Consider the following 13,360-nt stretch of genomic DNA (forward strand, 5'->3'; position numbering starts at 1 on the left):
GCCTTTCCTTCGGGTTACTTCAGGGTGGTGGAATCTGCTACTTGGCCAGGTCCTTGGCCCAGTCGTAGCTGGCCAGGAACGGGTCGGGTTCCACCGCCTTGGGTGAAGACCAGACGGTGTCGATCAGGCCCTCGGAGTTGATCTTTCCGATCCGGGGGGTCTTGGTGATGTGGTTGTTCTCGCCGTCCACGGTGACTGTTCCTTCGGGTGCCTCGAACGTCACGCCGCCTGCCGCCGCCTGGACCTTGTCCACCTCAAAGGATCCGGCCTTTTCCACCATGGCCTTCCACAGGTACAGCGAGGTGTACGCCGCCTCCATGGGGTCGCTGGTCACGCGGTCGGCGCCGAACTTCGCTTTGAACGCTGCGACGAACTTCTTGTTGGCAGGGGTATCAAGGGTCTGGTAATAGTCCCAGGCCGTGAGCTGGCCCTTGACGTTGTCCAGTCCGACGCCGGGGACTTCCTCTTCGGCGATGGACACCGAGACCACGGGCATGGATTCGGCCGACAGGCCAACGCTCTTGTACTGCCGGAAGAAGGCCACGTTGCTGTCGCCGTTGAGGGTGTTGAAGACCGCGTCGGCTTTGGAGTCGCGGACTTTGTTCACGATGGTGGAGAACTCCGTGGACCCCAGCGGGGCGTAGTCCTCGCCGAGGACCTTCATCCCGTGTGCTGCCGCGTAGGCCTGGATGATTTTGTTGGCCGTGCGGGGGAAGACGTAGTCACTGCCCACGAGGTAGATGGATTTGGTGCCCTGCTCAGCGAGGTAGTCGAGGGCGGGGATGATCTGCTGGTTGGTGGTGGCCCCGGTGTAGAAGATATTCTTGGAGGCTTCCAGGCCTTCGTACTGCACGGGATAGAACAGCAGGGCGTCGTTGGCTTCGAAGACGGGGAGCATGGCCTTGCGGCTGGAGGAGGTCCAGCCGCCGAAGACCGCAGCGGTGCAGTCCTGCTGGATCAGCTTTCCGGCGCGTTCGGCGAATTTTGTTGGTTCGCTGGCACCGTCCTCGCTGACCACCTGCAGCTGTTTGCCCATGACGCCGCCGGCGGCGTTGATTTCCTCGGCCGCCAGGCTGAGGGAATCGAAGACGGTCTTTTCACTGATGGCCATGGTGCCGGAGAGCGAGTTGATGAATCCCACCTTGACGCTGCTGCCGGACGTGTCAACGCAGGAACTGGCGCCGCTGGCGGTGGAATTGGCGGACGCCGGGTCCGAAATCTGGCTGCCACAGCCGGCCAGGGCGGTCACCATGGCCGCCGCGGCCAGGGGGATCAAAGCGCGCTTAGTTACTGAAACCCTCATGATTACCTGCTTCTCGCTCCGCGCTGCCTCGCGGCAGCGGCTGGTCTCCAGGGCCTTCAGGGTGACCCGTGGGGCTCAATCTAGGAGCGAATTGTTTCGCCAGGCATGTCGGTTCGTTTCCGCACTATTTCAGGCCGGGACCAGCCCGCCGGTATAGCGCACGGAGACGGTAAGTTCGCTGACAAAATGGCGGAAAACCCCCGCGGCAAAGTTAACCTTAAGGAAACTTTCCCGCCGTCATCTTGGACTTAGCGGCGACACATAGCCCTGAGGAGCAGCATGGCCAGCGAGCAGAACGCACAAAGGATCCTGGTTGTCGGTGCCGGTGCCACCGGCGGATATTTTGGTGCGCGCCTGGCGCAGGCGGGCCGGGACGTGACGTTCCTCGTCCGGGAAGGCCGGGCAGCCACCCTGCGCCGGCGCGGCCTCCGCATCACGGGCCTCGGCCGGGAAGACGTCCTTGAACCCAGGCTGGTCACCGCGGCGGGCCTCGACGCCCCGTACGACCTGGTGCTGGTGACAGTGAAGGCCTCAGCCCTCCCCCAGGCACTGGCGGACATGGCGCCGGCAGTGGGGCCGGAAACCGTCATCGTGCCATTCCTGAACGGCATGGCCCACCTGGACTCGCTGGTGGCTGCTTTCGGCGCCGGCCGGGTTCTTGGCGGGATCGTCAAGGTGGTCACCACCGTCACGGACGACGGCGACATCCTGCAGATGAATCCGCTGGCCACCCTCACCGTCGGAGAACTGTCCGGGCCGCCAAGCGACCGTGTTTTGCGGGCCGTGGACACCTTTACCGTGCCCGGGTTCAAGGCTTCGGCCACGGCAGATGCGCTGGCATCGATGTGGCACAAATGGGTCTTCATCGTCGCGGCGGGCGCCGTGACCTGCCTGATGCGGGGACCGGTGGGCGCCATCGTGGCGGTGCCCGGCGGCACGGACTTCGTGCACTCGGTGCTGGCGGAAGCCGGCGCCGTCTCGGCCGCGGCCGGCTATCCGGTGCCGGACCGCGAAAAACAGCTGTCCGTGGACATGCTGACGCAGCCCGGGTCAACCTTCACGTCGTCGTTGTACCGCGACGTCGTGGCCGGCCTTCCCGGCGAGGCGGAACACTTGTTGGGAGATTTCACCCGGCGTGCACGCGTCCTCGGAGCGGACACCCCGCTGATCGACCTGGCCCTGATGCAGCTCAGGGTCCAGGCCGAAACCAGCTAGCGCTGCTTCTTCCCTGCCTACTTCTTAAGGAAGGCCAGGAGTGCTTCGTTGATTTCCTTCGCATGGGTCCAGCACATCCCGTGCGGCGCCCCCTCGATCTCCACATAGTCTGCGTTGGGCAGTGCTTCCTTGAACCGGCGGCCGGCGACATCAATGGGCAGGATGTTGTCCGCGGTTCCGTGGACGATGAGGGAAGGGACATCGATCTTCGGGATATCGGCGCGGAAGTCCGTCAGCCAGGTGGGCTGAGCAGCCACGGAGGCGTGCGCGGAGGATTTACTGGCTGTGGCCCAGTTGGCCCGGAGCGCTTCTTCGCTGAGGCGGCTGCCCAGGGTGTCGTCAGTGTTGAAGAAGTTCTTGAAGAACTCCGTGAAGAACGCGTAGCGGTCTTCTTTCACCGCGCGAAGCAGGCCGTCGAACACGTCCTGGGGGACGCCGTCGGGGTTGTCTTCCGTCTTCAGCAGGAACGGTTCGAGGGAGCCGAGGAACACAGCCTTGGAAACCCGCTCCGAGCCGTAGGTGCTGAGGTAGCGGGCCACTTCACCCGTGCCCATCGAGAAACCCACCAGCACGGCATCGGCGAGGTCGAGTTCGGTGAGCAGGGTGTTGAGGTCGGCAGCAAACGTGTCATAGTCGTAGCCCTCGGTGGGCTGGCTGGACTTGCCGAAGCCGCGGCGGTCATAGGTGATGACCCGGTAGCCCGCCTCCAGCAGCGCGCTGGTCTGCCGTTCCCACGATGCGCCGTCCAGGGGGTAACCGTGGATGAGGACCACGGGCTGTCCCTGCCCGTGGTCCTCGTAGTAGAGCTCTACGGTGGAGCTGTTTTCTTTTCCAACAGGGACAAAAGCCATGAGGCGTTCCTTCCGGGACAGTGAAGACTGGCAGTGAACAGGCGTAACCATCCACTCTGTTCCGGCATCCATGAGCTGTCAAGAACAACAGCGCACCAGCGCAGGTCAGTTCACTCCGTCGGCCGGGGGCGCCACACCACCACAGCCTGGGAGCGGGCGCGGGGTCGCTGGCCGCGGGCCAGGCTCACGACGTCGCCGGCTGCTCCGGCCGCGAAAATGCGCGAATCCAGCGGGCTCCGGCGGCGTCCCAGTTCCTCGGTTAGTTCAGTCACCCGGCGCTGCAGCGCAGCCACCTGGTTTTCCAGCTGGAGGATCCGTTTGATGCCCTCCAGCGACACCCCTTCGTGGGAGAGCCTCTGCACCTCGCGGAGCACGTTGACGTCCCGCTGCGAGTACCGCCGGGATTTGCCGGGTGCGCGGCTGGGCGAGACGATGCCCAGGCGGTCATACTGCCGCAACGTCTGCGGGTGCATATCCGCAAGCTCAGCCGCCACCGAGATCACGAAGATCGGCTGATCGAAATCAATGTCCATGGCCGGCCCCTCCCGCTAGTCCCAGTCCGTGCACGTGCGTTTCCTAGAGGCGTGCCTTGGCTGCCAGGCCGGCCCGCACGTCCTGGCCGTCGGTGGCCGCGGCGAACGCCTTCACCGCCTCCTCGGCCTCCTTGGTCAGCTTCTGCGGAACCACGACGTCGATAGTCACCAGAAGGTCGCCGGTGGCCTTCGCGTGCTTGACCCCGCGGCCCTTGACGCGCAGCGTCCGGCCGGACGGCGTCCCTGCCGGGACACGGACTTTGACCTTCTCGCCGTCGATCGTGGGCACCTCGATGTCAGCGCCCAGGGCGGCTTCCGGGAAGGTGACCGGAACATGGATGCGGAGATTGTCGCCGTCGCGCGTGTAGAAGTCATGGCCCTTGACGTTGACGGTGACCATCAGGTCGCCGTTGCCAGCCGGGCCATACTGTCCCTTGCCGCGGACGCGGACTTTCTGTCCGTCCTTGATCCCGGCCGGAACACGGACGTCGATCACGTCGCCGTCCGGCTCGCGCAGGCCGATGGTGGTGCCGCGGATGGAACCGGCGAAGGAGATGGTGGTGGTGGCAGTACGGTCGGCGCCCTTCTGCGGGGCGCGCTGGAATCCGGCTCCGGAACCGGGTCCGCCGAACTGTCCGCCGAAGAGGTCGGCGAACTCCGGCGGAATGCCGCCCGAAGTGCTGTAGCCACCAGAGTGACGGCCGCCGCCACCGGTGAAGAGGCCGCCGAAGAGGTCCTCGAAGCCCGCACCGCCGGCCGCGCCGCCCCCGCCGCCGGGAGCAAAACGGGCGCCGCCACCCATGGCACGGATGGCGTCATACTGCTGGCGCTCATCCGGATCCGAGAGCACGGAGTAGGCCTCGGAGATGTCCTTGAACTTCTTCTCCGAGGCGACGTTCCCCGCGTTGGTGTCCGGGTGATGCTGCCGAGCAAGCTTCCGGTAGGCCTTCTTGATATCGGCGTCGGAAGCGTCCTTGGCGACTCCAAGGATCTTGTAGAAGTCCTTGTCGACCCAGTCCTGGCTAGCCAATGGCGTTTCCTTTCAAGTTCTACTGTGGCGGGCTCCGAGCGATACAGGGGCCCCCGCCCCTTCGCGTGGTGGCGTGGTCCTTGCGGACCAAGCCACCACGCTCCGGCAGGCCCGATGCCACTCCCTGGGCCCCTGTATCGCTCCGAGCCTGTAATCAACCCACCTTAGGCGACATTAGCCGCCGGTGGCGCCGGTTGAGTTAGGCCGGAACTGCGACGATAACCTGTGCTGCCCGGAGGACCCGCTCGCCGGATTTGTAGCCGGAGCGCAGGACCTGGCTGACTGTGTCGATTTCGACGTCCTGGCCGGGTTGCTGGATGAGGGCCTCGTGGATCGTGGGATCGAACTCCACCCCGGTCTCATCGATGCGCACCAGGCCATAGGTCTTCAGCGCGCTCTCCAGCTTGGCGGCGATCGCGGCGAACGGGCCGTCGGCCAGGTCGCCGTGCTGGCGGGCGGCGTCGACGTCGTCCAGCACCGGAAGCAGCGAGTTCAGGACGCCGATGACGGCCATCTCCCCCGCCACGGCACGGTCGCGTTCCACGCGCTTGCGGTAGTTGACGTATTCGGCCTGCAGGCGGCGGAGATCGTTCCTGAGTTCCTCCGCCTCCTCGGCGCCTACGCCCTGGGCCACCGATTCCTCGGCCGGAACATCAACACTGTTGAGGATGTCCTCGGCCTGGGACAGCGCATCCCCGGAACCGGTGCTCCCCGCGGGTGCGTGTTCCTGGTCAGGGTGGCGGGCCTGGCCGGTCTTCGGATCAACCTTGCGGTTGTCGTGGATGACCGGCTTCTGCGGCTCGTTCTCCTGGCGCTCGTTCTCCCGGTTGTCGCGCGCGTGCTGCTGGCCTGCGGAAGAGCTGTGCTCTTCCTCGTTACCGTGATGCGGCATGACTACTTCTTCTCGTCTTCGTCAACGATCTCGGCGTCGACGATGTCTTCATCAGCCTTGGCGCCCTCGGAGCCCGCGGCACCTTCTGCGCCTGCGGCACCCGTGGCACCGTCCGGCGAACCGGCCTGTGCGTAGATGGCCTCGCCGAGCTTGCTCTGGGAAGCCTGCAGCTTCTCAAACGCGGTCTTCACGGCGGCGTCATCGGTGCCTTCGAGGGCCTTCTTGAGGGCGTCGACGTCGGCCTTGACCTCGGTCTTGACCTCTTCAGGCAGCTTGTCGGCGTTGTCCGCGATCAGCTTGTCCACGGAGTAGGCGAGCTGCTCGGCGGTGTTGCGGGTGTCGGTTGCCTCGCGACGGGCCTTGTCCTCGGCTGCGTGCTCCTCGGCGTCCCTGACCATGCGGTCAATGTCTTCCTTGGAGAGCGCGGTGCCACCGGTGATGGTCATGGACTGTTCCTTGCCGGTGCCCTTGTCCTTCGCCGAGACGTGGACGATGCCGTTGGCGTCGATGTCGAAGGTGACCTCGACCTGCGGGACGCCGCGCGGAGCCGGAGCGATGCCGGTCAGCTCGAAAGTGCCCAGCGGCTTGTTGTCGCGGGTGAACTCGCGCTCGCCCTGGAAGACCTGGATAGCCACGGACGGCTGGTTGTCGTCAGCCGTGGTGAAGGTCTCGGACCGCTTGGTGGGGATGGCCGTGTTGCGCTCGATCAGGTGCGTCATGACACCGCCCTTGGTTTCGATGCCGAGGGACAGCGGGGTGACGTCGATCAGCAGCACGTCCTTGCGCTCGCCCTTCAGGACACCGGCCTGCAGCGCGGCGCCGACGGCGACGACCTCATCCGGGTTGACGCCCTTGTTGGGCTCCTTGCCGCCGGCGAGTTCCTTGACGAGCTCGTACACGGCGGGCATGCGGGTGGAACCGCCCACGAGCACGATGTGGTCGATCTCGGAGAGCTTGATGCCGGCTTCCTTGATGACGTCCTGGAACGGCTTCTTGGTGCGGTCCAGGAGGTCCTTGGTGAGGTCCTGGAACTTGGCACGGGTCAGCTGCTCGTCCAGGTGGACCGGGCCGTCGGGGGTGACGGAGAGGTACTGGAGGGAGACGTTGGTGCTGGTGGAGGAGGACAGCTCCTTCTTGGCCTGCTCGGCAGCTTCACGGAGGCGCTGCAGGGCGATCTTGTCCTTGGAGAGATCGATGCCCTTGACCTTGAGCTGGTTCAGCAGGTAGTTGACCACGCGCTGGTCCCAGTCGTCGCCGCCGAGGTGGTTGTCACCGGCGGTGGCGCGGACCTGGATGGTGGAGAAGTTGTCTTCGTCCTTGCCCACTTCGAGCAGGGAGACGTCGAACGTTCCGCCACCGAGGTCGAAGACGAGGATGAGTTCATCTTCCTTGCCCTTGTCCAGGCCGTAAGCCAGGGCCGCAGCGGTGGGCTCGTTGACAATGCGGAGGACGTTGAGGCCTGCGATTTCGCCGGCTTCCTTGGTGGCCTGGCGCTGGGCGTCGTTGAAGTACGCGGGAACGGTGACCACGGCGTCGGTGACCTTTTCGCCAAGGTAGGACTCGGCGTCGTTCTTCAGCTTCATCAGGATGCGCGCGGAGATTTCCTGCGCGGTGTACTTCTTGTCATCGATGGCGACGTTCCAGTCAGTACCCATGTGGCGCTTGACGGAGGCGATGGTGCGATCGATGTTGTTGACGGCCTGGCGCTTGGCGATCTCGCCGACCAGGACTTCGCCGGACTTGGAGAACGCAACGACGGACGGCGTGGTGCGGCCGCCCTCGGCGTTGGCAATAACGGTGGGCTCGCCACCTTCGAGAACGGAGACGACGGAGTTGGTGGTTCCGAGGTCGATACCTACTGCACGTGACATGTGTTGCTTCCTTCTTTCCTTGGAAACGCTGGTCGAGATTCAGGCACGCCCACTGATTGAGCGATCTACACTCAACTCTACTCAGGGTCGGATTTAAGTCAATCCAAAGTTGAGTCAACCACGCTCAACTCACTGGGCCGCCAGCGTGAAGTGGGCGCCCATGGAGCACTCCAAGGCTGGCAATCCGCGGTTTTCCGACGTCTATCGCGGCCGCGTGACTGCGGTTTCGCTGTGCGTGAAACCGGCGGCCGGGGTAAGCCGGCCGCCGGGTCAGTGGCTGTCAGGGAACGTCGCCGGACTCCTCGGCAGCACCGGGGCCGGCAGCACCGGGGCCGGCTTTACCGGCTTTACCGGCAGTACCGGCGTTGCCGTAGTCGCCGTCCGGATACTCAGCGTCCTCCGGGATCACCAGGTTCTCCCCGGCCGTGCCGGCCTTGCCGTAGTCGCCGGCTTCGTATTCGCCTTCCACGGCACCGGCAGGTTCCTCGACGTCCCCGGCGGTTCCGTAATCGCCTTCGGGATATTCGCCGTCGCCGGTTGCGGCCTCGGCCTCATGCGCAAGTCCGGCCTTGCCGTAGTCTCCGTCGACGTACTGGCCGCTGTCACCTTCGACTGCCGGCGCCGGTTCGGTGCTGCGCTCCGCTACGTATTCGCTGTTCTGGGGCTTTTCGCTGTTCTGGGGCTTTTCGCTGTTCTGGGGCTTTTCGCTGTTCTCTGACACTGACGGTTCCCTCCTGGAAGCATCGGGCGCCCGGACGGGTGCAGGGGCAGTCTATCCATCCGCCCGGCGCTCCAACAGGGGGACGTCAGTTGCGCACGACCTCCAGCTCGATGGCCGCCCAGGACAGCGCCGGCAGGCTCGCGCGGACTTCACCGCCGGCAGCCTTGACACCTTCGAGCGGGGTGAGCCCCACGGCATGGGGGTTGGCCTGCGTGTTGGTGACGAACCGGTCCGCCCCATCGGGTATCCGGAGCACGTCGGCCCGGACCACCTGCCGGGCATCGAATCCTCGAAGGACCACCTCGATGTCCGCTGCTTCCTCAAGCCCGCGGTTGGCCAGGAACAAGGCCATGCGGCCGGTTTCCTCGTTCCAGGTGGCGCTGACGTCCACGAGGTCGGCATCGCCGAACTTGGCGTTGCTGTACTTGTCCGAGTCCACGGCCAGCCGGAGGATCTGCCCGTGTGCCAGTTCGGCCATGCGGGCGAAAGGATGGAAGATGGTCTGCTTCCACGCCGGACCGTTTTCCTCGCTGAGAATGGGGGCAATCACGTTGACCAGCTGCGCCTGGTTGGCGATCTTGACGCGGTCACCGTGGCGGAGCAGGGAGTTTAGGAACGTACCGACGACGACGGCGTCCGTCACGTTGTATTGATCCTCGATCACACGGGGGTGCTCACGCCAGCCGTGCTTGCCCACCTGTTCAGGGCTGTCGGCGTCGCCCGGCCGGGTGTACCAGACGTTCCATTCGTCGAAGGAGAGGTTGATGTGCTTTTTGTGCTTGCCCTTGGCCCGGACGGCGTCCGCGGTGGCGACGACTGATTCGATGAAGTAGTCCATGTCCACGGCGCTGGCCAGGAAACTGCCAGCGTCGCCGTCGTGCTCCTGGTAGTAGGCGTGCAGCGAGACGTAGTCCACCTGCTCGTAGGCGTGGGTCAGGACGGTCTGCTCCCAGGCGCCGAAGGTGGGCATCCCCGAGTTGGAGCTGCCGCAGGCCACGAGTTCGATGTCCGGATCCACAAGGCGCATGGCCTTGGCGGCTTCCTGCGCCAGCCTGCCGTATTCCTCCGCAGTTTTGTGCCCGATCTGCCAGGGACCGTCCATCTCGTTGCCCAGGCACCACAGCTTGATGTTGAAGGGATCCTCGTGGCCGTTCTGTCGGCGGAGGTCGGACAGCCGCGTGCCGGAGGGGATGTTTGCGTATTCCACCAGTTCGCGGGCGGCATCCACGCCGCGGGTGCCGAGGTTGACGGCCTCCATGACCTCCACGCCGGCTTCGCGGGACCAGTCCACGAACTCGTGCAGGCCGAAGGCGTTGGTCTCGAGGGTATGCCAGGCGCCGTCGAGCCGGCGCGGCCGCTCCGCCACGGGCCCGACGCCGTCCTCCCAGTTGTAGCCGGACACGAAGTTGCCGCCGGGATACCGGACCACCGTGGCGCCGAGCTCCTTGACGAGGTCCATGACGTCGCGGCGGAAGCCGCGCTCGTCCGCCCGGGGATGTCCCGGTTCGTAAATGCCGGTGTAGACGCAGCGGCCCATGTGTTCAACAAAGGATCCGAAAATCCGGCGGGGAACCTCAGCTACGGTGAAGTCGCGGTCAATGGTGATGCGTGCGCGGGACATTTTTACTCCAGTCCTGGTTTTGGCTTGGGTTGGATGGTGCGGCGGTCGGACGAGGTGCCCGGACTAGGTGCCGGCGAGGCCGGTGGTGGCCACGCCCCTGATGATCTGGCGTTGGAAGAACAGGAACACCACAATCAGGGGAAGAGCGGCCAGCAGCGCGGAGGCCATGTTCTGGGCGTACTGGATCCCGTAGGCGCTCTTGATGGTCTGCAGCCCCACGGGCAGGGTGAGCAGCGAGCTCTCATTGGTGGCAATGAACGGCCAGAGGAAGTTGTTCCAGGCGCCGATGAACACGAAGATGGCCACGGCGGCCAGGATGGGCCGGGAGAGCGGCAGCACGATCGTGGTGAAGATCCGCAGCCTTCCGGCGCCGTCCATCAGCGCCGCCTCCTCGAGTTCCCGCGGGATCTGGTCGAAGAACTTCTTGAGCACGAACACCATCGGCGAGTGGATCACCTGCGGCAGGATCAGCGCCCAGTACGTGTCGATCAGGTTCAGCGACTGCATCTGCTGGAACAGCGGGATGATGAGGACCGGCGGCGGAATGATGATGGAGGCCACGATCACGCCCATCAGCATCCTCTTGCCGCGGAATTCGATCCGCGAAATGGCGTAGGCCACGGACGCGGAAATCACCAGCGTGATGGCGGTAATCGCCGCGGAGGTGAACAGCGAGTTGAGCGTCCAGGTGGGGATGTTGCCGCTCTGCAGCACTTTGGCAAAGGCATCGAGGGTAAAGCCCGACGCCGGAATCCAGCTGATGGGGGTGGACGCGGCGTCGGTTTCGCTCTTCAGCGCAGTGACAGTGGCCCAGGCAAAGGGCACCAGCCACGCAACAGCGAGGACAGACACGACGACGGTGGCAAGGACGCGGGACAGCGGCGCCTTCGCACGCCGGTTGGTCACGGTTTCGGCATGGCCCTTGGGCTGGAGCGCGGGTTTGGAAAGTGTGGTGGTGGCCATGGCTAGGCGCTCCTTTTCCGTGTGATGAAGACCTGCGCCAGCGCGATGAGCAGGATCAGGCCGAAGAAGATGTAGGAAATGGCTGCGGAGTAGCCCAGCCGGTAGCCCGTGAAACCGGCCTCGAAGATGTACTGGACGATGGAACGCGTCGCTCCACCCGGTCCGCCCTCGGTCATCTGGTAAATCTGGTCGAAGACCTTCAAGGACGCGAGGATCTGCAGGATCACGATCATCACTGTGGTGGGGCCGAGTTGGGGAAGGCTGATGGAGAAGAACTGGCGCCAGCCTCCGGCGCCGTCGAGCGAGGCGGCTTCATAGTGCTGCTGCGGGATGTTCTGCAGCGCGGCCAGGTACAGGAGGAAGTTGAAGCCAACCGTCCACCACACGGTGGCGATCACGACGGCCCACATCGCCACTGCGGGATCGTTCAGCCACGCCACCGGCGGAATGCCGAGATTTGCGAGCATGTCGTTGAACAGCCCGAGCTCCGGGTTGTACATCCAGGCAAAGAACAGCGAGACCACGGTGGAGGCGAGCAGGAACGGGGAGAAGAAGGAGAGCCGCCACAGCCACTGCGCCGGAAGGCCCATGTTCACCAGCGCTGCCAGCGCCAGGGCGATGACCACCAGCGGCACGGTGCTGATCAGCGTGAAGTACAGGGTGTTCCCCAGCGAGCGCCACATGTCCGAGTCGGCGAACGCCTCGGTGTAGTTGGCCAGGCCGATGAACCCGCTGTTGGCGCCGGTGAGGGACTTACCGGTGAGGCTCATCACGGCGCCGGAAATCATGGGCCAGACCAGGAACATCAGGAAGAAGGCGAGGAACGGGGCGGAGAAGGCCCAGCCGTGGATATTGTCACGCCTGGATCGCCGGGATCTCGCGGCGGGCGCTATGGTGCGGGCGGTGCTCATGGGGACTCCTTTGTCACAGGCGGGTTGGTGCTCACGTCGATTCTCAAGCGGGGTTCGGCGGCGTTGCCGGGCCTGGTGCTCACACCGGGTTCGGCATCGCGAGGACTGTATTGATGCGCTTCATGAAGGCATCCCAGCCGTCTGCGGCCTTGTCCCGTCCAAGGAACACGTTCTGGACGTTTTCGGCGAAATAGCCCTGGAAATCGGACCCGGAACCGGTGAACCAGGCTTCGGGGTCGTAGTTGATGATGTCCGCTGCGTGCGCGTAATCCGCCTGCGGGGTCAGGGCCGCGTACTCCTTGGACTTCACCACCGGCTGGTAGGCCGGAATATGGCCGGCCTCCGCCCAGCTCAAGGAGCCCTTGAGCATGGAGGCGACGAACTGATACACGCCGCGGCGCTTGGATTCGTCCAGCGAAGCCTGGTGTGGCAGCACGAACGAGTGCGAGTCGGCGAAGGCCGCCGGCGTTCCGAAAAGGGTGGGGATGGTGCTGGCACCGAGCGGAACACCGGCCGCTTTCATGGTGGGCAGCTCCCACACTCCGGTGAAAAGCAACCCCGAACCCTGGCCGGCGAACTCCGCGATGGCCGTTCCGCCGTCGCCGCTTTTGGTGGAAATCGTGTTGTCCAGCAGGGACGTGATGAACTCCAGGCAGTCGATGGCAACATCCCGCTCCACCTGCGCGGGCGTCCCGGGATCCAGGACGAAGTCCGCGCCGTGCTGGCGGTAGAGGGTATAGAACAGGCGCCACATCTGCGCGCCGTCACCCAGGTACCCGTAGGAGAGCCCGTGCTTGCCGGTGACCCGCTGCAGTTCGCGGCTCACCTCGAGGAATTGTGAGGGCGATGAGATCTCCGCCAGCCGGCCGTCTTTCCCCAGCACTCCGGCTTTGTCCGCCAGCTCGGTGTTGTAGAGCATCACGAACGGGTGCGAGTCCAGCGCAAGTGAAAATACCTGGCCATTGAACTGGCTCTTTTCCCAGATCCTCGGGCCGAAGTCTTCCGGGCGTACGCCGAACTCCGCCAAAAGGTCCAGGTCCCAGGCGTCCAGCAGTCCGCCGGGAGCGTAGCCGGGCACACGGGCCGCATGCATAACAGCCACCTCCGGCGGCCGTCCGCCCGCAGAGGCCATGGCCAGTTTGGTGTAATACGGCGCACCCCATGCGAGCACGGTGGGTTTGATCCTGAAGTCAGGGTGGTCTGCGTTGACTTTGTCGATCATGGCCATCATCTTGATGCCGTCCCCGCCGGACAGGAGGTGCCAGAACCGGATATCGTTCCCCGCCGCCTGGGCCGCACCTCCGCACCCAGTCAGGCTGGCGCCGAGCGAAAGGCTGCCTGCGAGCACACCGCCCCCGAGCAGCAATTGCCTGCGGGTCATCTGCATCGGGCGTGAATCAACTTGCTTCACCGTCACTCCTTTGGACGTAGCCGTTGGAAAAGATCGCC

At 64.8% G+C, this 13,360-nt stretch carries 12 protein-coding genes; 1 reads left to right on the forward strand and 11 read right to left on the reverse strand.

Features of this window, described 5'->3' with window-relative positions; all coding sequences use genetic code 11:
* Nucleotides 1-37: 37 nt before the first annotated feature.
* A complete protein-coding gene (gene urtA / locus ACFVWT_RS12075; RefSeq protein ID WP_390248050.1) occupies nt 38-1,303 on the reverse strand; it encodes an urea ABC transporter substrate-binding protein in 1,266 nt (421 codons plus the stop codon).
* 279 nt (nt 1,304-1,582) lie between these two features.
* Here urtA and ACFVWT_RS12080 point away from each other — a divergent pair, with 279 nt between their 5' ends.
* Nucleotides 1,583-2,518: a ketopantoate reductase family protein gene (locus tag ACFVWT_RS12080; RefSeq protein ID WP_390248051.1), complete on the forward strand. Its 936-nt coding sequence runs from the start codon at nt 1,583-1,585 to the stop codon at nt 2,516-2,518.
* 17 nt (nt 2,519-2,535) lie between these two features.
* On the opposite strand, the gene ACFVWT_RS12085 is transcribed toward ACFVWT_RS12080, so the two are convergent.
* The 10 genes from ACFVWT_RS12085 to ACFVWT_RS12130 all read right to left on the reverse strand — a co-directional run bounded on the left by ACFVWT_RS12085 (nt 2,536) and on the right by ACFVWT_RS12130 (nt 13,322).
* Nucleotides 2,536-3,369, reverse strand: coding sequence for an alpha/beta fold hydrolase (locus ACFVWT_RS12085; RefSeq protein ID WP_390248052.1), 834 nt, complete (start codon nt 3,367-3,369; stop codon nt 2,536-2,538).
* 110 nt (nt 3,370-3,479) lie between these two features.
* Entirely contained in the window at nt 3,480-3,902 is a 423-nt protein-coding gene (locus tag ACFVWT_RS12090; RefSeq protein WP_209742113.1) for a heat shock protein transcriptional repressor HspR, read from the reverse strand.
* A gap of 43 nt (nt 3,903-3,945) precedes the next feature.
* Nucleotides 3,946-4,932 (reverse strand): DnaJ C-terminal domain-containing protein, encoded by a 987-nt coding sequence (locus ACFVWT_RS12095; RefSeq protein ID WP_209742112.1) that lies wholly within the window; start codon nt 4,930-4,932, stop codon nt 3,946-3,948.
* Nucleotides 4,933-5,131: 199 nt separating this feature from the next.
* A complete protein-coding gene (locus tag ACFVWT_RS12100) occupies nt 5,132-5,824 on the reverse strand; it encodes a nucleotide exchange factor GrpE (protein ID WP_390248053.1) in 693 nt (230 codons plus the stop codon).
* 2 nt (nt 5,825-5,826) lie between these two features.
* Nucleotides 5,827-7,695, reverse strand: a complete 1,869-nt coding sequence (gene dnaK, locus ACFVWT_RS12105) for a molecular chaperone DnaK (RefSeq protein WP_390248054.1) — start codon at nt 7,693-7,695, stop codon at nt 5,827-5,829.
* A 280-nt stretch (nt 7,696-7,975) separates the two neighbouring features.
* Nucleotides 7,976-8,416 carry a hypothetical protein gene (locus tag ACFVWT_RS12110; protein ID WP_390248055.1) on the reverse strand — a complete coding sequence of 147 codons (441 nt, stop codon included), beginning with the start codon at nt 8,414-8,416 and terminating at the stop codon, nt 7,976-7,978.
* 85 nt (nt 8,417-8,501) lie between these two features.
* Entirely contained in the window at nt 8,502-10,037 is a 1,536-nt protein-coding gene (locus ACFVWT_RS12115) for an alpha-N-arabinofuranosidase (RefSeq protein WP_390248056.1), read from the reverse strand.
* A gap of 63 nt (nt 10,038-10,100) precedes the next feature.
* Entirely contained in the window at nt 10,101-11,000 is a 900-nt protein-coding gene (locus tag ACFVWT_RS12120) for a carbohydrate ABC transporter permease (RefSeq protein ID WP_390248057.1), read from the reverse strand.
* Between the two features lie 2 nt (nt 11,001-11,002).
* Nucleotides 11,003-11,911, reverse strand: coding sequence for a carbohydrate ABC transporter permease (locus ACFVWT_RS12125; protein ID WP_390248058.1), 909 nt, complete (start codon nt 11,909-11,911; stop codon nt 11,003-11,005).
* A 79-nt stretch (nt 11,912-11,990) separates the two neighbouring features.
* Nucleotides 11,991-13,322, reverse strand: coding sequence for an extracellular solute-binding protein (locus ACFVWT_RS12130; RefSeq protein ID WP_390248059.1), 1,332 nt, complete (start codon nt 13,320-13,322; stop codon nt 11,991-11,993).
* Between the last annotated feature and the right edge of the window lie 38 nt (nt 13,323-13,360).

The organism is Arthrobacter sp. NPDC058288, assembly GCF_042880995.1.
Lineage (GTDB): Bacteria > Actinomycetota > Actinomycetes > Actinomycetales > Micrococcaceae > Arthrobacter.